The sequence below is a fragment of the Lentilactobacillus hilgardii genome (assembly GCF_009832765.1).
Taxonomy (GTDB): Bacteria; Bacillota; Bacilli; order Lactobacillales; family Lactobacillaceae; genus Lentilactobacillus; species Lentilactobacillus hilgardii.
The window spans coordinates 2,878,672-2,898,228 of sequence record NZ_CP047121.1 but is presented as its reverse complement, the minus strand read 5'-3'; the positions used below and the strand labels follow the sequence as shown (position 1 = coordinate 2,898,228).

Sequence of the window (19,557 nt, the reverse complement as noted above, 5' to 3'; positions counted from 1 at the left end):
CTAACTATTAAGTTTAAACATATGGAACATAAACGTTACCATCTAAAGTAGTTTGGCCAACAGGAACATCACTAAAAGCTGGTGAATATGAGTTGTAACTACTTAAAGAATAGCTATATGGTAAGTCCTGTTGTACATTGACCGTCCCTAAAGTTGTTTGAGTACCATCTGGTAAAACGGCGATGACGTTTTGAGTAGTCGCCGTATGAGCAGCTTCATTTCCGCTACCGCCGTCATCAGTTTTGACGTATCGAGTTGTGCCGGTATCATCATAGGTGGTTGCTCCCACGCCTTTAACACGGTAATTATCACTATCATCAATGTCATTCTGTTTTTCACTAAATGAATGATCATCTTGATTCTTAGGCGTCTGCATTGAAGCATAGGTGTAAATCGAGTTACTTTCAAAATGGATGTCATCCATAGTGTGCCCACCCGCAACGGTGAATAAGGCATAAGCCGGGGCATACTTCAACGGTTCCAATTTATTGTCAGCAGCGCTAGCATCAACATGGACTAGTTGTGGATTCATGTTGTAGATTTGATTACTGTTAACATTGAAATTGGTATTAGCTACCGGCTGTGAACCTTCTTTGTAGGAATAAAACATAAAGACATTTGGAGAAACTTTGGTTTTACGACGTTCAATTATATTACCCGTAATCGTAATATCACGACTATTTGGAAAATGAATCGGGGCATAGAATCCATAACCGCCATAGTTGGCCGGTTTTACATCAATAATCGTCGAATTGGTTAATTTGATGTTGTTAATAACATCTGAATAATCTTGGGTGACGTGAGTTCCGACTGGTTGTGGGGCATACTTAGCTAGGGTGCTAACACTGCTATCAGTATAGAGCGGTAAGAATTTGCAACTGTCAATTGTCACATCATGAGTGGGTTCTAAAGTATAGTTTTGACTTGAATCATAAGCACTGACTCCACCCTGATAAGCATAGTCGGTTTGAATGGCCTCTTTATAGAATTCACTACCACTTAAATCACTGGCATTCCCACCAACTCCAATGAAGGTCGAATTATTTACGCTGATATTGGTTGACCCGCCTAGATCGAGTGAATGTCCACCATTGGATTCGTTTTGATCAAATATACACTGGTTAAAACTAATTTGAGAACTGCGGAAAATATTGTGAACAATTCGGTAAACATTTTCTTTATTTGTTGTAGGATCTGTAAAGTTAATTCCTCTAAAGGATACATTGGACCAGCTAACGTTGGAGACTTGGTTATACATAAAGGCAGCACCTTGATGATGATCTGAGTCTTCATTGTTACTTGTTGTTCCTAGAAAAATCGTTCCGTTGTTACCATTAAACACTAAATTAGAACCAATGTTGGGCCGATTAATCATAAAGGCACCAGCTGGAATATTAACCGTTCGGGTATTAGAGTCCCCCTGTGTCAGTTCATATAGTTTCTGAAATGCAGCATCATTAGTTGCCGAATTGCTATCGTTAGTGCCTGAAATACCGCCCAGATCAGCCACAAAATCCAATGTGGATTGTGATGGATCGGTTGAGCCAGATCCGGTTCCGGTCTGCACGCTACTATAAACGGGATCTCCAGGGTTGCTATCCGTGCCATAGTATTGGAATGGGTCAATCGATGCGTAAGGCGCATATAGTGTATTACCTGTTGACACGTCTTCGTAACGCAACCAGTAGTAATTATCATCCTTTACTTTGCCGTTATAGTTTAGAGTTGTACCGGCATCAATCGGACCAACTACACTGCTTTCAGCGGTTGAATCTTTATGGGCAGCCATTGGAATGTCAAACGTAAAGCTGCCGTCAATTGCCAAACTGGTTCCATCCGGGGTTTGGTTAGCGACATTAGCACCGTCCTGACCGGTAAGAGTTCCTAAACCAGTACCTGTAACGGAACCGCCATCTCCTGAACCGGTATTGCCACCTGTTGAAGAAGATTGAATTGGATCATCGGAACTGCCATTGGTAAAACTACCAAAATATTGACCATCATCAATATTGGCGTAGGGAACATAATGCGTAACCCCAGTCGCATCGGTATAGTAAAACCAGAAATGATTCCCGTTTTTTTCTCGTCCATCAAAGTTAAGATATGAGCCGGCTTTAACGGTTGATTCACCTGTAGCACTCATGTCTGGCGTGCTACGAACCTTACAATTGGTATTAAATTGGAATTGACCAGATTCGCTAAGTGTGTAGCCATCTGGCGTATTTTGTGCTGCTGTTGTATCCATAAATAAAACTTCCTTTCGAATTTTGAAAAATTTTGTGAATTTTGATTGTTTGTCATCAACTAGTCGATGTCAGGATGTTAATTTGTTTCATGGCTTGGTTGGCATTACTCATCGATCAATCGACTAACTGACTTGGCTGTTAAAAGGGCCCCTTTGACTAACCATGTCTTTATTATGCCGATTTATTTTGCTCAGGATTGCAGACTTTGTGCAAGATTTGTGCAACGTTTGTGCAATTTTTGTGCAATTTGGAGGGCGACGAATTTGCTTGATTACAGTTTCACTGGGTCACCCGGATGGGTATCGGTACCGAAGTAGGTGCCTTTAGAGATGTTGGCATAGGGAACATAATGACGAGTACCGGCACTGCCTAAATAAGATAACCAATAGTGGTTGTCATTTTTCTCTTTTTGATCATAATTGACAGCTTGACCGGCCTTATAAGTCGCAAGTCCCGGATCGCTCATCAGCGGTTTATTGCGAACTTTACAGTTGGTATTAAAGGTAAAGGTTCCTGAACTTTGAATTGTGTAGCCATCCGGAGTTGACGTGGTGGTTCCACCGGTGGAACTACCATCACCATACGTTCCGGCATTCCCTTTATTGTAAATAGCCCACCAAGTTTCAGCGTTCTTTTGACGATCAGCAAGGGCATCAGTGGAAGCTGAATGCATTTCATAGCCTTGCAGGAAGTCTAAAGCGGCTACTTTGGGATCGGTATCATGGGCAAATTGTTTAAAGGACTTCGAACCGCCGTAGAAACCGCCGGTTGCGGTAACCTGATTCCAGATATAGTCCAGCTGAACATTGATATCACTAACCGCTTTGCCGACTTTATCGGCATAGACTTTAATTTTACCGGCTGGCGTAAACTGGGCAATCCCATAACCAGTTGATGAATTCATTGACCAGGTTTGGGGCATACCAATTTGCCATTGGTTCGGGTTAATATTTGATTCATGCTGAAAATTCCCTAAAATACCACAAATAGCCGCGTCAGATAATCCTTTTTTGTTTAAATACGTATAAACTTGTTGAGCATGTTGGTGCAACGCATCTGTTGGTGTGGTTGGCGTTGTACTACCGCCACCGGTAGTAGTGCCTTGATTACCGCTGGCATCGCCCAAAAGAATGCCTTTGAAATCGTAACTGAAGTCAACATGTAACCCATGTCCGTTATCGGTATATTGCCAAGCGCTGGCATTGTCGACACCGGGTTCATTTGAGCCATATGAAGCTACCCAAATGGGCGCATTTTTAAACAGATTAGCTTTTTCAATCCGTCCGGAATTAAACCAACTGGCTGAGCCATAAACCACTAGATTTTGGTAGCCCTGTTGATCCATATACTGCAGAAACGTATTGACATCTTGGGTAGTATTTTCCATTAGAGAAGCGTCCTCGACATCAACGGCACAAACGGTCTTTTTATTCAAACCAACGGCTTCCAGGTTTTTAATAAACCACTTGGCTTCATTAACCGGATCGGCTGCTCCGTATTTTTGTGAGTTAGCCTTTAAATAGTGATAGGCCCCGACGGCTTTAAAAACTTTAAATCCATTTGCCACTTGAGCTTTGGCTTTCGGATTGACATAGGCGTCACCATTCTCAGAGCCTTCCGTAATTTTAACGATGACACTTTTTGCATATTGGGCTAAACTCTGCATGAAACTGACAGAATCGTCCTGATAACTTGAAATATCTGCAACTTCGTTTGTTGCCATTTGAATCACTCACTTTCGATAATTGTTAAAATTATTTGCCAGATCTCAAACGTTAAGGATTGGATTTTCGTTTGGTGGCTGGCTTCATAACTTTACGATCTAAATTATCGGCTGATTTTTTTGGAGTGATTGCAGACTTTGAGAAAGATTTGTGCAATTTTTGTGCAATTCTTGAGAAATTAACCCAGTAATCTGATCAATTCATCGAGGAATTTTTTGCGACGATTATAAAGGGTTCTGCGCGTCATATGTAGCTTTTGAGCAATGCCTTCAGTGTTAAGGTCGGATTGATGGAGATACATGTCGGTAATAATGGCTCTGGTAGGAGCTGAGGTATTCGCCAGGCAATGTTTAATCACTTCATGGGTGTATATTAGGTCTCGTAATTGAGGATTATTCTCGATTTGATCACCATGATCGGTGTTAGTTGACTCCCATTGTAATTTTTGGATCAATAATTGATTGTCAGAATCATGTTTTAGTGCGTCAATTGCTCGTTGCTGTTTAGCTGAAATCTTTTTCATCATATCTCGCTTCCTAATTTTTATTTATATCATATTGAGTTGGCTGTCATACTAATCGAATTGTTAGGGTATTTGTGACACCATTTTTTGATTTAATTACCGTTTAACAGTACACAAATGTAAAAAAATTGCCCTTATCGGTACATAAGATGTCGGAACTAAGTGTTGCTCTAAGAACATGTGTTCTTTAGCGATGATTATATGACGATTTAATCGTTATTGCAATTAAAATTACGCTTATTCTTTTATTTTTTATGTTTAAACTTTATTTTTAAGAAGCGCTATGCTAAACTGTTTCACATAAGGAACGAACGTTTGGAGGCTGTCTGATGGCAAAAAAAATAGATAATCGAACTGTTTTGGCCGAAAATCTAAAACATCTAATTAGTCAAAAAGGGATTACTCGACGTCAGCTAAGCAGTGACTTGGGAATTAGCTATACAACGGTTTCCGACTGGATTAATGCTAAGAACTATCCCCGAATCGAACGTTTAGAGCAATTAACCAAATATTTTAACGTCAGTAAAAGTGAGCTGATTGAAGAGCCTCAAGAGCAAGCAAATGCTAATGTTCAAGCAATCGCAGCGCACGTCGATCATGAAATGTCTGCCTCGGAACGGCAGCAGGTGATTAATTTCATTGAGAATCTTAAAAGGGCTCGTGGAAATTAGATTGTGGGGTGTTTGTTATGAATGTTTTGGAAGATTTAGAACGTAAATATCCTGAATTGCATTTTGAAATTTGTCATTTACCCTGCCAGTTAAAGGGATTAACCGATGGTAACTATATCTATCTTAGCGATACTTTGGATCCAAAGACATTACTGCAAACGGCTTATGAAGAAGTTGAGCATGCGTTATTAACTGCTGGTGACATTCTTGACACCAAAGATATTGGTAATAAAAAACAAGAAGTAAAGGCGCGAGACCGCGGTCACCAAAAATTAATCACTTTAGATGGCTTAATTTACTGTGCCAACCACTGGTTCTCAGCAGATGAAACCGCTGATCATTTTGGCGTAACCGTTGAATATCTATACCAGGCATTAGGTATTTGGCGACAGAAAAAAGGACTCGAATTTAATTGGGACAGTTATCATTTCGATTTAAGTCAAAGTTATGATATTAAAATTAAACGTTATGATTAATTTTAATATCATAACTAAAAAGCCGCCCTGCGCTATAATAGTTTTCGGCTATTATAGCGCAAGGCGGCTTTGCGACTTATTCACATAGTTTAATTGAAAATATATTTAATATACTTAATATATTTTCTGGATTTGTTTATCATAATAGGTTTCATTTATGCTCGCTCAACGTTTCTAAATAAGCGCCCATTACAGCTTTAATGTAAGCAGTGAGTTAGATTTTGAGGTTGAATGATGAATGATGGTTAATTTCTGAAATCTCGGCGCATTTCAATAAAAGGATAAGTCGAACAATTCGTTTTTTGGCTATGCCGCCGCACCGCTTTGAATCCAAGCTTTTGGTAGACTTTCTGTGCTCTGACGTTAAATTCAGCAACATCCAAGATAATCGTACTGACAGAAAAGTTTTTTTGAATATCATCAAGGATAAAGTCTAAGAAGTTTTGGCCAAGTCCCTGTCCTGTCAGTCGGGGTGCCAAACCCAATCCCAGTTCATAAGTGCCCTTTTCAGTGTCAATAGGTTCAATTGCAAAAACACCCACAAGTGTTTTATTTTCGTTTAAGACCTGATAGTAATGGTCTTTCCTTAATACCGGACTAATGATTTCCTGATAATCTTCTGGATCGGCTGTCATGTCATAAAAAGCATATTTTCCGTCGTAATGCCAATCATTAGCGACTATCAATGCGTTTTCTTGTGTTAGTTGTGCGACTTGCCATACCATATATACGTCAGCTCCTGATAATTATTATTTATTGAGTTGCTAAGACAGCTGATACATCCGAATTTTAAAATATCCCCTACATATAGTGAAATCCAAACATTAGTTATTTTTTGGATGCTATCTTTATCTTTATATACCTTAAAATGAGTTTATGCGAAGATTGACCCTGTTACATTTATGGCGACCCTTAAAAGTGCCAACCGGGCAAGAAGTACCGATCATTTTTCCATCCGAATCTAAATTGGGCCACTTCACCAGAATGAGCGCTAATTCGAAAAATTGACCAGGCATTGCTGGTTAAATCGGTCAGGTTTCGAGCCGAATTTTGTGGATTAAAGTTCTTCTCTGAACCGTCACCACGGTCCGCAATCGCACAGGTGGTTGTCACAAATTGGATGCCGTGATAAAGTGCCTGATTATCTTGATGGGTATGACCGGAAATATAACCGATGACGTTATGAGTGGCATTCTGATAGTTAATAATATCCTTTAGAACCTGTTGATTTTCTATAAAACCGGGCCGATTGGTTACAACGTTATTCTCGAATAGATTTCTAGCGTATTCATCGATACTCAATTGATTTTCTTTAGACCAGGTATTTTGCCAGGTCTTAATGCCACCCAACGCAATGTGATTGAGAAAAAGGACTTTATTACCCTCCGGCACATGTGGTAGTGCCTCGTTCTTTAACCAATTTAATTGTTGATCGCTGTAACGGCTATAACCGTGGCGGAAACTATCAAAATGGACGTTTCCATCACCAAGGGTGGTTCGCCGGGTTTCAATATCCGGCTGATCAAAACCGTCTAGAACAATGATGGTTACCTGACTGTTTGGTATATTGTACGTGCCATAAACGGCATTGTTGCCATTGTCCGGTCGATTCAGAGCACCAGCTCTTAAGCGCCATGCTTCCTCATTTGTCATTAATTGATCAAGTTGATAACCTGCCTGGTCACGAACATATCCGGAATTATCATCGTGGTTTCCCTGCAAAATGATGTAGGGACGTTGACCCAGCTTCATTGCATCTACCCCTAGTTGGATATCGATCTTACTCAGATCATGCGGCTTGGCACCGTCGTTCAAGTCACCACCATGAATCATGAGGTCAACGCCATACTTTTTGGCATAGTCACTCATGAGCATCATGCTGTGCAATACTTCGGCAGAGGCCGGTGTTTGATAACTGTCAATATGGGTATCGGCAATATACGCAATATAAACAGCATCGAAAGGAGCATTCCTCGTGACCTGTTTGTTAAAGGTTTTTAAGGCCTTTAATTCGGTACTTGAAGGTTGAAATTCTGTGCTTGGAATTTCTTTTTTTATTGGCTGATTGGCGGTTTCCCAAGAAGCAGTGTTTGGACTACCAACATCACCAATAACGTGCCATTCCTTATCCGTTTTGGTGCCGCCAATGGGTTTAGTGTATGGCCAGATTTGTTCCCAGGGCTGGGCACTGTTTTGGTCAGTGACATAGCCTGCTTTTTCAAAGCGGCCGCCCTTGGACATTTTGATCACATTACCAAGAGTTGATAATTTGCCAATTGGGAGGTAGCGGCTGGGACCAAGCTTAACCCACATGCGATCGGATCCGGCAGTCTTTCCAACATATCTGATTTTGTGAGTATGATCTTTAGGAAAACGTTCGTCAGTTAAATTATCAAAGAATGTTGGTTTACTGCGGACTTGGGCGCCATCCTCCGACATTGTCACCCAACCGGACATTGGAAAGTCATAGTCGGCAAGTGTTGATTCAGGGATAACACCACTGAGCTTTGGAACGCCGGTATCAACGCCAATCATTGGCGTTGGCTGATCGTCTTCTATCTTAATGGGATCAACAGCGTTGGAATCGGTACCGAAGTAAATCCCGGTTGATAGGTTGGCGTAAGGGACAAAGAAAGTTACACCGCCTTTTCCCATAAATGACAGCCAGAAATGGCCGTCTCGTTTTTCCTTTCCGGAATAGGTGACGGATTGACCATCGTTGTAGCTTGTTAGTCCGGTATCGCTCATCAAAGGTTTTTCCCGCACCTTGCAGGTCGTATTAAACCGAAAGCTGCCTGATTGGGCTATTGAATAGCCTTCAGGTGTATTTTGAGCTGCTGTTATGTCCATAAATAAATGTCCTTTCTAAATTTTGACGGCTTTGATTTTGAGGGAAACCAGTTCTTATCAGTATGATGCCAATCGTTAATTCGTTAATTAACATCATTTTTCGGGATGCTAGAGGGTATTAGAGACGAATTCACTGCCTTAATTAAGACTGCTGCATGATTATGAGATTTACTCGAAGAAAAGAGATGATTTGAGTGGCCTTTTTTGCGATCCCAAATAAATGCTACAATCAAATCAACTGACATATTGATTATAGAGGCGATTTTATGATAACTATTGGATTTTGCTCAACATCAACACCTATTACGGCAATATCACCAAAGCGCTTTGAGCGGGCAAAGGCATTTTTAAAAACCAAGGGCATTCGTTTGGTAGCCGGATCGTTATCCGGTAAAAGGGATTATTATCGTTCCGGCAGTATCCTTGATCGGGCGATTGAGGTCAATCAGTTGATCCACAATGATGAGGTAGACATTATCATGGCAACAATTGGCGGAACAAACACCAATGCTGTTTTGCCTTATCTGGATTATGAGTATCTTAATGAACATCCCAAAACGGTTGTCGGATATTCAGACGCAACCGCATTGTTGCTTGCGGTTCGAACGCAGGCTCCCAATTGTCGGACGTTGTATGGACCGGCGTTGGTAGCATCATTTGGTGAATGGCCGCCTTTTGTGGATGAGACTTGGACAGATTTTGAAAAAATAATCCGGACACGTCCAGGGGAGACTGTGACCGTTAAAGCACCCGGGTATTGGGACGACGAAGCAATTAACTGGAATGATTTTGAACGACCTAAAAAGCAACATCCCAATCAATGGCGCTCAATTGGCGAGACGCGGCTATCCGGTCGACTCATAGGTGGTAATTTGAACACTATTTATGGGATTTTAGCGTCGAAGTATTTCCCAAAATTGGTTTCCGGAGATTTGTTATTTATTGAAGATGCCGAGAAAGATGCGGCAACTGTTGAAAAGAACTTTGCGATGATTCGCGACGCTGGCGCTTTTGATAAGGTTCGTGGCGTTATTCTTGGAAAACATGCTTTGTTCGATGATCTTGGTACTCAGCGTCGGCCAATTGATATTTTGCTGGAAGTATTAAATAATCAGCGGCTTCCTATCATTTATGATTATGATTCTTGTCATACAACTCCGATGATGACAACGCCTTTGGGAGCCCAGGCTGTGATTGATGCAGAAGAAGGCACAGCCACGTTTTCAGATTTTTAGATATGGAATATATCCAACATACGGTTATTTAGGCGTTTGGCATGTGCCTATCGGTAGGAATGACGTTTGTCCTAAAAGAATCCTAATCTTGTTGAGGCTTCTTTTCTTTTATAATAGTGACGATAATTAATAATATGATATTAATAACCAGAGCACACAGGAATACGTTTGTACCGTTGGCTTTTAAAGCATACGTACTGAATAGAATGCCTAATATAAACATACAGATACCGCTTAGAAATTGCCCCGCTTTAATCAACGCCGCATGATCACGGCTAAATAGTGCTTCGTAAACGTTGTTTGAAAAGTTTTTTAGGTTGCCGGTCATAATCGCATTATTAACGCTGGTTCCACCGATCTTATTAAAAACAGTCAGTTCGTACCCCGAAAATAATCCCAGGGTAAAAAGCATGTTTAATTCATTGATTGAGGTGAACATCGATCCGTAAAACAGCCCCAAAAAGATAACACTTAATAATAAAAAGATTGAGAAGCGGCGATCCGTACTTAATTTTAAATGCTTGCAGGCTTGGGAAATAAAGGCACCCAGCAAAAAGCCGATTAACACTGGTACTCGGATATAAGCGGTATGCCAACCTTTTGAAGCAAGTTCGTATGCGAACACCACCAAATTTCCGGTTTGGGCACTGACGAACGACCCGTCAAAGTTTTGAAATGTGTACGCGTCAATCGAGCCCATAATAAATGTTTGCAATAAAGTAGTCAGACTGTTTTTTGTTGAAAAAGTCATGAAACAAATGCCCCCCTGACGATATATTTTTATCCTTAAAAATTAAATGATGAATTAATTCTCTCACTTTCTCCGAAAACTTGGTATAATGAATCTACTTTTCGTGAGAAAATATGACATTTTCTGTGTGAAATATTAATTTCTAAGTTTTTTGCGGTACAATAAGCGTCAGAAATAATAAATGGGGGCTGATGATGATTTCTGAATCAAGTATTTTAGTAGCTGAAGATTTCTCTGCGGTTGGGAGGATGTCAATGACGGCAGCAATCTCAGTGCTTTCAGGATTTGGAATTCAAACAGCAGCGATTCCCACGGAGGTGCTTTCCACTCAGACTGAAGGCTTTGGCAAACCCGTTGTTTCGAAATCCGATGACTGGATTGAGCAAACGGTGAAACACTGGCAGACAATCCCGGATTTGAATCTGAAGGCTGCCCTGGTGGGATACGTTGGTAGCTCGGCAACGGTTGATTTACTGACAACCCTTTTGCGGACATCGAAAATGAACCACGTTGTGATCGACCCTGTCCTTGGAGACCGGGGAACGATGTATGACGGTTTTGATGATCATTATCTTGACGCCATAAGGGGACTGATCGAAACGGCGACTGTCATCACGCCTAATGCCACGGAACTGGGACTTTTGACCGGGACACGGTTAACACCGGATTCCAGTGATCGAGACATTTTATCGGCATTGGCTGTTTTTAAAAAGACCGTTGTTCATCCTATCCGGGTTGTGGTGACCGGTATTCGCAGGGATGCTGGGATGGGATCGTGTTTCAGCCACAATGGTAAGCTGGCATGGAATGGCTCACCTTTTGTGTCAGGCCACTTTTACGGGACTGGTGATCTATTCTCTGCTTTATTGAGCGGCTACCTTAACTTTGGTGTTGGATTTGAAAGTGCTGTCCAACGTTCGGTCTTTGGCACATATGAAGCCGTGGCCCAAACAGCCAAGCTGAATGTCGACAGGCGCAAATATGGACTGGATTTAACAAAGACTTTGAATGATGTGACCAAGTTCACATTGGGGCAGAAGAGAGGGGAACTCTAAAAATGGCATTGACAACGATCAAACATAATTTAAGTGACGTACTAACTGAATACTTTGACAAAGTAACGTTTCCTAAAAATGGTATTTTTGTTGTCGGCTGCAGTACCAGTGAAATCAGCGGTGACTGGAAAGGCACCAATTCACGCTTGGATGTTGGCAAAGCGGTCGTGGAAACATTGGAGGAATTCCTTTTACCCCGTGGTATTCACATGGCCATCCAAGGATGTGAACACATTAATCGGGCATTATTAGTTGAACGTGACGTGGCCGAACAGCATCGCTTGGAGGTTGTCTCCGTTGTGCCGGCCATTCACGCGGGCGGTGGGACACAAGTAGCTGCTTATCAACGAATGACCGATCCGGTTGAAGTAGAACACATTACTGCTTTTGGCGGCATTGATATTGGTGGAACCGAAATCGGCATGCACGTGAAGTTTGTTCAGATCCCGGTACGGATGGCTCACAGAAAAGTCGGAGCAGCCAATGTGGTATGCTTGTCATCAAGGCCAAAATTGATTGGCGGAGAACGTGCCCGGTATGATTTTACCGAGGAGAACACCAAAGATTATCTTTTAGAAGGGAGTCAAAATAATGGATAATAAAAGTGTTGGTCAACGAACGCAGTTTAGGACAGTCATTTTAACGGCGATGTTTGTCGCAGTCACTCTGGCAGTCAGTATGGGGATTCCGCCGATTCCGATTCCCGGAACCCACGGAAACATTAATTTATGTGATGGCGGGATTTTAATCAGCGCCTTACTCTTGGGCCCTAAAGTGGGCGGAACAGTTGGCGCGTTGAGCGGCTTTTTATTGGATATTCTTTCCGGATATAGTAATTATGCTATTTTTTCATTTATTGTTCACGGTCTTGAAGGACTGATTGCCGGTTGGATTAAGAACCGCAGTACAAAAAAGGTCGTTGATGTGATTGCCGTTTTGGTTGCGGCCGTCGTTATGGTGATCGGCTACTTCTTCGCTGACAGTATCTTATATACCTTTTCTGCTGGCTTCTTAGGAATGTTTACCAACACCATTCAAGGATTGGTTGGTGCGGTCATCGCCCTCGCTGTTACACCGTTTTTACGAAAGAGAATTCATAGTTGAGTTTCATAAATCGGTAACCGTAAGAGGTTGCCGATTTTTTCGATAGGGTGTCTTAAATAACCATTTATGTGCTTAATTGCCGAATTGGCGTAAAAGCACTACAATATTAACAATTCAAATTTTTTACAGGAGGCTTTATTAATGGCTGAAATTGACGATTCACTGGGGAAAGCAGACTTTGCCCAGCTGCATGAAGATTTTGTAAAGGCACCTAAAAGCGACATACTCTCTCGGGTGATCACACAAAACGGCATTAATCAGGCCGCCCAGGATCCGGATGCCCAAGTACGGCTGGATCCGGTATTTTCAGTTGATTTGCAGACTGGATCGGTTACCAATCAAAAGCAGAGCGGACGTTGTTGGTTGTTTTCATTAGTGAATACACTGAGACACGGTTTTGCTAAAAAGTACAAAATTAAGGACTTTAACCTGTCTCAAAAGTACTTATTCTTTTGGGATAAAATCGAACGGGCCAATATTTATTATAGCCGGATGATTGCGACTGCTGATCGGCCGACAAATGACCGCGAAGTTGCCTTTTATTTGGGGATGCCCGGTGAAGACGGCGGTCAATGGGCGATGGCAGCTGCATTGGTTCAAAAGTACGGGGTTGTGCCGGTAAGCGCCTATCCCGAAACCAGTAACGTTGAGAATACCGGTGCGTTCGATGCCGTTATGGATCGTAAGTTACGGATTGACGGAATGGTACTTCGCGATTTGGTGAATGCCGGTAAATCCGATGATGAAGTTGCTGCTGCCCGTCAGAAAATGTTAAGCGAAGTTTATCGAATAGCAGCGTACTCATTCGGTGAACCGCCAACCACGGTCAACTTTTCTTATAGGGATGATGACAAAGCCTATCATAAAATTTCGGGATTAACGCCACAACAATTTTATGATCAATATTTCGGGGTTGATCTGGACGATTACGTGGTCATTTCCAATTCGCCGGATAAGGATTTTGATCGATTATATTCACTGCCAAGCCAGGACAATGTCGCAGGTGGCAAGCAGATTCAATTTTTGAATCTGCCAATGGCCGTTTTAAAGCAAACAGCCATTGCCCAACTAAAAGATGGTGAAGCCGTTTGGTTCGGCAACGACGTTTTGGAACAGATGGATCGTAAGAAGGGTTATCTGGATAGTCACCTATACCGTTATTCCGAATTATTTGATGTGAACCTGGAAATGGATAAAGCCAAGAGAATGGCTTATCACCAGGCAGCTGTATCACATGCGATGACGCTGACGGGCGTTGATTTGGATGAACAGGATCAACCGACTAAATGGAAGGTTGAGAATTCCTGGGGCGATAAGAATGGTGAAAAAGGATACTTTACAATGGCCGATAGCTGGATGAATGATTATGTATATGAAGTTGTTGTCCACAAGAAGTACTTAACAAAAGCACAACAAGCAATACTTGAGACAGCGCCGGTTGAACTGCCGGCTTGGGATTCTTTGGCCTAGCTTCGAATAGAACATGATACTAAAATAGAAGTCACTACTTGGGGATATTGACGTTGACAATTGAGGTCATATCTTGTTGGTAGTGCCTTTTTTGTAACAGCTTTTAAGAATAAACCATCAGTTGGTTGGCTTTTGACCAAGAACAGCTTTTAGGCAGGGGATTTCTAAGGATAAAAGCAAAGAAGATTGGGACAATGCTATCCCAACCTCCTTTATTAAATATAAACGGTGCCGTTTAATGACCCGGTGTTACCAAGACTTGTTTAGCGTCATCGTTATCCAGATTGCGGACAACTTTAAAACCGGAAACCTTCAAATCAGATGCGTGATACTTTCCGGAAACCTTTCCCTTAACAGAAACGGTTTGATCCATTGGGATATCCGAAAGCTTTCCCTTCATATAAATAACCGGATTTTCTGCGGAATCATTCTTAAAGGAATATTTCAGTGTTCCTTGTTTATCCAAGTCATTTGCTTTTTTAGCATCGTCATAGGTTTTGTACATCTTACCGACGCTGTAAATTGTAACGGTATTGTGAGCCTTATCAAATTTATAAGCGTCAATACCGGTTTTACTCTTATAATTAATTGAGCCGTTCATATACCAAAGATTATCGTTGGAAGTTAATGCTTCCTTAGCAGTTTTATCCTTAGTCGGGTTTTGCATGCTGGTTTTACTTGTTGGATTTGAGCCTTTGTTGGAAGATTTGCCGCAACCTGCCAGGACAAGTCCTAATCCTGCGGTTGTTATCAGAATCACAGCTAATGATTTGCTTGTTTTCATATTCGTAATCACCTCATATAGATGAAATTATCACACAACACTTGCAAAATCTAGTCGTATGTTCGAATATTAATAAAAGAAACGAAATCTTAACACGTTCGCAATTTAGAAATATAGTATACAAATTAATGTAGATAGGAAGATAGTTATGGCAACCATTCGTGATATTGCCAAGAAGATGGGATTATCAGTTTCCACCGTCTCTCGGGCACTTAATGATAATCAAAGAATTAGTATTCATACTCGAAAACGCGTCAAAAAAATGGCACAGGAACTTGGCTATCAGCCAAACTATAATGCCAGAAATTTAACAAATCAGGAAGCCAATGCGGTGGGGGTTGTCTTTCCGGTGAATAATCGGGTGGTTGATAACATTTTCTATGTCGGCCTGCTGCGGGGAATCAATGAAGAACTGACATCTAAAAATTATGTCCTGTCTGTTGCGATCGGAAATTCAACGGAACAGGTTCTTGAAAATGTTAAATCAATGATCACCAGAGCCCAGATTAAACGGTTCATCCTACTCTATTCACATATCAATGATCCGGTTATTGAACTGTTACGCAAACAACCGGTAACCTTTGTGACAATTGGTAAGCCTGCGGCAGGTCAAAAATGGCTTTATGTCGACAATAATAATGTCAAAGCCGGTGCGGACGGTACCCGTTTTCTAATGGAACGATACCATGTTTCCAACCCGATCTTTGCGGAATCACCCAATGGCTGGCCCTATGAATTGGATAGACGGGAAGGGTATCTTCGCGAAATGTCGCAAACCAATCGCAAACCGGTTATTTTTGCGGTTCCCGATGAAGATGAGCATCAATTGGATCGGTTAATTAAGGAAAATCCGCAAATGGACGGCGTTGTTGCGACTGATGACTATACGGGTTTGAAGATCTACCATCGATTTAAAACGCTTCATCCGGATAAAGAAATTGAGGTTGTCGGTTATAATAACTCGTTACCCAATGAGTTGACGGATCAACACTTTCATTCCGTTGACCTGCATCCAAAAGAAATGGGGCAGGCTGCGGTTCAACTGCTATTTGAAAATCAGATCGAAGCCCGTGTGAAACACACAATCGTGGAACATAGCATCTAAAGCATCGTCGTGGTAAATGGGGGACTAAGCGGATTCGTTGATCCTGTCTTTAAATTAAATACTAGTCAACGTTAAACAAAGAGAGGCTGGGCAAAGAGGATGTTGTCTCAACCGCTCTTATCATTTATTGAATGAATCAGATCGGAGGAGATTTTGTGCAGCGTCAGAATCAATGGGTTTTATTAATGTCGACCTCAATTGTGTCCTTTATGTCAACGATTGATGCCAGCATTGTTAACATTGCGGTCCCAAAAATGTCTCGGGATTTGCGGGTACCCAACAATCAAGCTGAGTGGATCGTATCGGTTTATTTGGTATTGATATGTGTCCTGCTGATCTTCTTTGGTAAGTTATCAGACCAGGTAGGACGAATTCGGATTTTTCAAATCGGAACGATTATCTTTGTATTGGGGTCGCTGGCCTGTGGATTGAGCGTTAACCTGCCAACTATTCTTGCATCACGGGCGTTACAAGCACTTGGTGCGTCAATGACGATGTCGACCAATTTTGGTATCATTACCGATATTTTTCCTTTAAGCCGTCATGGGCTGGCGCTGGGCGTTAACAGTTCGTTTGTACAGGTTGGTAATATTGCCGGCCCCGGTGTTGGCGGTTTGATTCTTAGTTTTGCCAATTGGCACTATATCTTTTTTGTCAACGTTCCGATTGGCATTATCGCGTTTTTCTTGGGACATCATTTCTTTCCACGGTCAAAGCCGGTTCACGGACGTCCCAAGATAGATGTGCCGGGATTCTTATCGTATGCCGGCATGATTCTCAGCTTTTTTGTCATGATCTTTCTTGGACAAATGATTGGGTTCGGTCACTGGAAGATTATCGGCCTGATGAGTTTAACAGTGATTTTTCTGGTAATCTTTATTCTGATTGAACGGCATCAGAAAGAACCGCTTATTAATCTTAGCATTTTTCATAACCTGGGGTTTAGTTTTGGTATTTTATCAGCGATGTTGGTCTACATGTGCGGTTATTTTAATAACGTTATTATGCCGTTTTATTTGCAGGATCGCTTGTTGCTGTCCTCCGGCATTGCGGGATTGATTTTAATGGCCGTGCCAATTGTTAACATTGTCAGTGCGCCAACCGGTGGAGCAATTTCCGACCATATTGGTGCGGAAAAAGTCTCCTTTTTTGCCTTGTTTATTTTCATTGTACCGGAGATCATCTTTATTTTAGTGACGCCACAATGGTCAATCCTCTGGTTGGTGGTCGGACTGGCACTCTTCGGGTGTGCAAATGGTGCTTTTCAGAATAATCCGATGATTATGGGAAATGCGGCACCGGAATTTCAAGGCATTGCCGGATCAATTGCGGCATTAGGTCGAAATCTTGGCATGTCAATGGGACTGGCACTGGCAACATCGTTACTTTATCATGGCATAAGCTTGAAAGCCGGCCAACGGATGACCACTTATCCAGATATGCATCCCGACTGGTTTGTATTTGGCATGCATTATGCCTATGCCTTTTCACTGGGACTAATTTTGACCGCGATTATCTTACTGGGTATTGTATTAAGAAGAAAGCAACGGACTTAGTCAAAGAAACACGCTGTGATTGCTTTAGGCAACCGACAGCGTGTTTTTGGTTATTTAAGGGCTAATTTAATTTTGGACATGATCTGTTTGCCATTACGAACGGTATAAAAGACGGACTGGTCCACTTGTGTTCGAAGGTACTCAAGCTCCATGCCCAATTTTGCCGGATGAAGATAATTGATGGAGACTTCCCTGATGCGATCAGGATGCTCGGCAATGAGATCCAAATATCGGGCATTATTCATATGCCCATAATTATCGACATCTCGTGGCAGCACCCGGAAGTTTGACTCGGTTTGGTGTCCGCCTGCCGGCACATCGATCTTATCACGGTGAAAAGTTAGTTTCTTGAGATCGTCTACCATTAAGTGAATGGGGTAGTTTTCCGGCAGTCTGGCAATTTTCCCGGTTAGCTTATTAACAACAAAGGCATCTTCAATTTGGCTGGCAATCAATTTCTTTGCAGCATCACGGATTTCAACCAAACGGGTTATTTTAAATCGGTTTGCATCCGTGATGAATGATTGGAGTACAACTGGTTCGTTAAGCGAGGGGACTGTATGGATATCAACTTTTTGTGAAACGACAAAGTAAAGTAGGCGGGGATCCATGCTGGGTAATCGTTTTTGAAGCTCTTGAAAATGTATCCAGCCGGCATTTTGAAATTTATCGACTAGATTACCCAATCTGATTTTGGCGTCCTGCCCGACGTCGGATAAGTGAATATGACTTTTAATTTTAAACAACGGGTTCACCTTCTCTTAGTATGATGAATGATTCTTTAAACTTGATTTTAAGTGGATACATCGATAATATACATCTATAGATAGAAAATGTCTATAGTTAGTAAATCGTCAGGAAGGGACAATAGTCATTTTGAAATTAAAAAGTAGTTTTGAGCAGGCAGTCTGTATTTTATTAATGTTAGCGTTAAGCAAGGATCATATGCCGTTAAGAAGTGTTGTCATCAGTAATCGGTTGGGTGTTTCGGATTCGTATCTAAAAAAGGTGTTGCACCAAATGGTGGTAGGCGGTCTGATTAGCTCTGAGGCTGGAAAGGGCGGTGGCTTTTCTCTCTCCTATGATATTAATCGGATGACGCTTCTCGATGTTTACAATGCTATTGAAGGACCGTCTCCGATTATTAAATCAACCGGAATCGCCAGTCGGATTTTCTTTGATGATCAGTTTGTGGAAGTACAGGAAAAAAAGATTTTTGACCAGATTGGTAGAGCAGAAACGCAATTTAAGTCCGGATTAAAAAAGGAAAACTTAGGGGCCTTACTGATTAATCCGGATGGCACCCACAGACAGCCAATTGACTGGAATCGGATAGGTGATGATCGACATGTTTAGAAATTCCAAATCCAGAATGGAAGCAATCTCTGACGGGGTGTTTGCGGTTGTTTTAACCATTATGGTGCTGGATATTAAAGCGCCCATGGCAAATATTTCCGACTATGAAATTCAGCGTCTGATGATGCAGCTATTATCCTACCTGATTAGTTTCGGTGTGGTTGCCCAGTATTGGGTACTGCATCAAGAATTGTTTACAACGTTAAAAACAACGACTTTCAAAATCATGGTTGCCAATATCTATTACCTGTGTCCGATTTGTCTGATCCCATTTGCGACAACCTGGCTGAGCAGCAGCTTTATCTCCAGTGAAAGTGCAATTGGTTTTGCCATTCTGATGTTTATTGTGAATGTTTCACAGTTATGGCTTTTTCATCTGGTCATTGAGCAGAATCGTCATGATGGCCAAAGGATAATCGAACACGATGTAGAAGAGTTTCGCTCGGTTAAAGTGATGGTTGCCATCAGCATTGTTTACATAGGTGTTAGTTTATTGATGCCGAAGTTCCTGTTGGCTGCAATTGCCCTGGGAATTTTATCCAGGGTCCTGATTACCAGGGGGATTCGATTTTACTTGGAACGCCAATAAAAATAAAGTACAAAAAATGGCAGTCAAGACAAAAGGGACGTTTGTCTTAACTACCATTTTTA

The 19,557-nt window shown here is 41.7% G+C and carries 19 protein-coding genes; 11 read left to right on the top strand and 8 right to left on the bottom strand.

Annotated elements, in window-relative coordinates:
* Positions 1–13 precede the first annotated feature (13 nt).
* The 3 genes from GQR93_RS13680 to GQR93_RS13670 all read right to left on the bottom strand — a co-directional run bounded on the left by GQR93_RS13680 (position 14) and on the right by GQR93_RS13670 (position 4,496).
* Positions 14–2,245: an SH3 domain-containing protein gene (locus GQR93_RS13680; RefSeq protein ID WP_159298812.1), complete on the bottom strand. Its 2,232-nt coding sequence runs from the start codon at positions 2,243–2,245 to the stop codon at positions 14–16.
* Positions 2,246–2,517: 272 nt separating this feature from the next.
* Complete coding sequence (locus tag GQR93_RS13675) at positions 2,518–3,969, bottom strand: phage tail tip lysozyme (protein ID WP_003550636.1); 1,452 nt, start codon at positions 3,967–3,969, stop codon at positions 2,518–2,520.
* Between the two features lie 179 nt (positions 3,970–4,148).
* The gene (locus GQR93_RS13670; protein WP_003550634.1) at positions 4,149–4,496 is read right to left on the bottom strand and encodes a hypothetical protein; all 348 of its coding nucleotides are present in this window, start codon (positions 4,494–4,496) and stop codon (positions 4,149–4,151) included.
* Positions 4,497–4,822: 326 nt separating this feature from the next.
* On the opposite strand from GQR93_RS13670, the gene GQR93_RS13665 reads away from it, so the two are divergent.
* Positions 4,823–5,164, top strand: coding sequence for a helix-turn-helix domain-containing protein (locus GQR93_RS13665; RefSeq protein ID WP_003550632.1), 342 nt, complete (start codon positions 4,823–4,825; stop codon positions 5,162–5,164).
* A 17-nt stretch (positions 5,165–5,181) separates the two neighbouring features.
* Positions 5,182–5,640, top strand: coding sequence for a hypothetical protein (locus GQR93_RS13660; RefSeq protein ID WP_003550630.1), 459 nt, complete (start codon positions 5,182–5,184; stop codon positions 5,638–5,640).
* Between the two features lie 245 nt (positions 5,641–5,885).
* Here GQR93_RS13660 and GQR93_RS13655 read toward each other — a convergent pair whose 3' ends face one another.
* Both GQR93_RS13655 and GQR93_RS13650 read right to left on the bottom strand, forming a co-directional pair.
* Positions 5,886–6,365 (bottom strand): GNAT family N-acetyltransferase, encoded by a 480-nt coding sequence (locus tag GQR93_RS13655; RefSeq protein WP_003550628.1) that lies wholly within the window; start codon positions 6,363–6,365, stop codon positions 5,886–5,888.
* Positions 6,366–6,552: 187 nt separating this feature from the next.
* Positions 6,553–8,490: a metallophosphoesterase family protein gene (locus GQR93_RS13650; protein WP_003550626.1), complete on the bottom strand. Its 1,938-nt coding sequence runs from the start codon at positions 8,488–8,490 to the stop codon at positions 6,553–6,555.
* A 266-nt stretch (positions 8,491–8,756) separates the two neighbouring features.
* Here GQR93_RS13650 and GQR93_RS13645 point away from each other — a divergent pair, with 266 nt between their 5' ends.
* Positions 8,757–9,725, top strand: a complete 969-nt coding sequence (locus GQR93_RS13645; RefSeq protein ID WP_003550625.1) for a S66 family peptidase — start codon at positions 8,757–8,759, stop codon at positions 9,723–9,725.
* A gap of 82 nt (positions 9,726–9,807) precedes the next feature.
* Here the strand turns inward: GQR93_RS13645 and GQR93_RS13640 are convergent, their stop codons facing one another.
* Positions 9,808–10,476 (bottom strand): YoaK family protein, encoded by a 669-nt coding sequence (locus GQR93_RS13640; RefSeq protein ID WP_003550624.1) that lies wholly within the window; start codon positions 10,474–10,476, stop codon positions 9,808–9,810.
* Between the two features lie 191 nt (positions 10,477–10,667).
* Here GQR93_RS13640 and GQR93_RS13635 point away from each other — a divergent pair, with 191 nt between their 5' ends.
* The 4 genes from GQR93_RS13635 (at position 10,668) to GQR93_RS13620 (ending at position 14,105) form a co-directional block, all read left to right on the top strand.
* Positions 10,668–11,531 (top strand): bifunctional hydroxymethylpyrimidine kinase/phosphomethylpyrimidine kinase, encoded by an 864-nt coding sequence (locus tag GQR93_RS13635; RefSeq protein WP_003550623.1) that lies wholly within the window; start codon positions 10,668–10,670, stop codon positions 11,529–11,531.
* A gap of 2 nt (positions 11,532–11,533) precedes the next feature.
* Complete coding sequence (locus GQR93_RS13630; protein WP_003550622.1) at positions 11,534–12,130, top strand: TIGR01440 family protein; 597 nt, start codon at positions 11,534–11,536, stop codon at positions 12,128–12,130.
* A complete protein-coding gene (locus GQR93_RS13625) occupies positions 12,123–12,635 on the top strand; it encodes an ECF transporter S component (RefSeq protein ID WP_003550621.1) in 513 nt (170 codons plus the stop codon). Before GQR93_RS13630 ends, GQR93_RS13625 begins: the two co-directional genes overlap by 8 nt.
* Before the next feature lie 141 nt (positions 12,636–12,776).
* Positions 12,777–14,105 carry a C1 family peptidase gene (locus GQR93_RS13620; protein ID WP_003550620.1) on the top strand — a complete coding sequence of 443 codons (1,329 nt, stop codon included), beginning with the start codon at positions 12,777–12,779 and terminating at the stop codon, positions 14,103–14,105.
* A 235-nt stretch (positions 14,106–14,340) separates the two neighbouring features.
* On the opposite strand, the gene GQR93_RS13615 is transcribed toward GQR93_RS13620, so the two are convergent.
* Positions 14,341–14,889, bottom strand: a complete 549-nt coding sequence (locus GQR93_RS13615) for a hypothetical protein (protein WP_003550618.1) — start codon at positions 14,887–14,889, stop codon at positions 14,341–14,343.
* Positions 14,890–15,037: 148 nt separating this feature from the next.
* Between GQR93_RS13615 and GQR93_RS13610 the strand changes: the two genes are divergently transcribed.
* Together GQR93_RS13610 and GQR93_RS13605 are read left to right on the top strand one after the other, a co-directional pair.
* Positions 15,038–15,994: a LacI family DNA-binding transcriptional regulator gene (locus tag GQR93_RS13610; RefSeq protein WP_003550617.1), complete on the top strand. Its 957-nt coding sequence runs from the start codon at positions 15,038–15,040 to the stop codon at positions 15,992–15,994.
* Positions 15,995–16,125: 131 nt separating this feature from the next.
* The gene (locus GQR93_RS13605; protein WP_003550616.1) at positions 16,126–17,550 is read left to right on the top strand and encodes an MFS transporter; all 1,425 of its coding nucleotides are present in this window, start codon (positions 16,126–16,128) and stop codon (positions 17,548–17,550) included.
* Positions 17,551–17,600: 50 nt separating this feature from the next.
* Here the strand turns inward: GQR93_RS13605 and GQR93_RS13600 are convergent, their stop codons facing one another.
* Positions 17,601–18,305 (bottom strand): acyl-ACP thioesterase domain-containing protein, encoded by a 705-nt coding sequence (locus GQR93_RS13600; protein ID WP_003550615.1) that lies wholly within the window; start codon positions 18,303–18,305, stop codon positions 17,601–17,603.
* A gap of 121 nt (positions 18,306–18,426) precedes the next feature.
* Between GQR93_RS13600 and GQR93_RS13595 the strand changes: the two genes are divergently transcribed.
* On the top strand, positions 18,427–18,906 hold the full coding sequence (locus tag GQR93_RS13595; RefSeq protein WP_003550614.1) for an RrF2 family transcriptional regulator: 480 nt from the start codon (positions 18,427–18,429) through the stop codon (positions 18,904–18,906).
* On the top strand, positions 18,899–19,495 hold the full coding sequence (locus GQR93_RS13590; RefSeq protein ID WP_225430345.1) for a TMEM175 family protein: 597 nt from the start codon (positions 18,899–18,901) through the stop codon (positions 19,493–19,495). The genes GQR93_RS13595 and GQR93_RS13590 overlap by 8 nt, the downstream gene beginning before the upstream one ends.
* The last annotated feature ends 62 nt before the right edge of the window (positions 19,496–19,557 follow it).

Bases quoted from the DNA above. Each gene is read 5' to 3' on its own strand.
- GQR93_RS13625 (WP_003550621.1), top strand. From the start codon at position 12,123: ATGGATAATAAAAGTGTTGGTCAACGAACGCAGTTTAGGACAGTCATT.
- GQR93_RS13610 (WP_003550617.1), top strand. From the start codon at position 15,038: ATGGCAACCATTCGTGATATTGCCAAGAAGATGGGATTATCAGTTTCC.
- GQR93_RS13615 (WP_003550618.1), bottom strand. From the start codon at position 14,889: ATGAAAACAAGCAAATCATTAGCTGTGATTCTGATAACAACCGCAGGA.
- GQR93_RS13675 (WP_003550636.1), bottom strand. From the start codon at position 3,969: ATGGCAACAAACGAAGTTGCAGATATTTCAAGTTATCAGGACGATTCT.
- GQR93_RS13645 (WP_003550625.1), top strand. From the start codon at position 8,757: ATGATAACTATTGGATTTTGCTCAACATCAACACCTATTACGGCAATA.
- GQR93_RS13650 (WP_003550626.1), bottom strand. From the start codon at position 8,490: ATGGACATAACAGCAGCTCAAAATACACCTGAAGGCTATTCAATAGCC.
- GQR93_RS13640 (WP_003550624.1), bottom strand. From the start codon at position 10,476: ATGACTTTTTCAACAAAAAACAGTCTGACTACTTTATTGCAAACATTT.
- GQR93_RS13605 (WP_003550616.1), top strand. From the start codon at position 16,126: ATGAATCAGATCGGAGGAGATTTTGTGCAGCGTCAGAATCAATGGGTT.
- GQR93_RS13590 (WP_225430345.1), top strand. From the start codon at position 18,899: ATGTTTAGAAATTCCAAATCCAGAATGGAAGCAATCTCTGACGGGGTG.
- GQR93_RS13665 (WP_003550632.1), top strand. From the start codon at position 4,823: ATGGCAAAAAAAATAGATAATCGAACTGTTTTGGCCGAAAATCTAAAA.
- GQR93_RS13660 (WP_003550630.1), top strand. From the start codon at position 5,182: ATGAATGTTTTGGAAGATTTAGAACGTAAATATCCTGAATTGCATTTT.
- GQR93_RS13630 (WP_003550622.1), top strand. From the start codon at position 11,534: ATGGCATTGACAACGATCAAACATAATTTAAGTGACGTACTAACTGAA.
- GQR93_RS13635 (WP_003550623.1), top strand. From the start codon at position 10,668: ATGATGATTTCTGAATCAAGTATTTTAGTAGCTGAAGATTTCTCTGCG.
- GQR93_RS13670 (WP_003550634.1), bottom strand. From the start codon at position 4,496: ATGATGAAAAAGATTTCAGCTAAACAGCAACGAGCAATTGACGCACTA.
- GQR93_RS13620 (WP_003550620.1), top strand. From the start codon at position 12,777: ATGGCTGAAATTGACGATTCACTGGGGAAAGCAGACTTTGCCCAGCTG.
- GQR93_RS13655 (WP_003550628.1), bottom strand. From the start codon at position 6,365: ATGGTATGGCAAGTCGCACAACTAACACAAGAAAACGCATTGATAGTC.
- GQR93_RS13680 (WP_159298812.1), bottom strand. From the start codon at position 2,245: ATGGATACAACAGCAGCACAAAATACGCCAGATGGCTACACACTTAGC.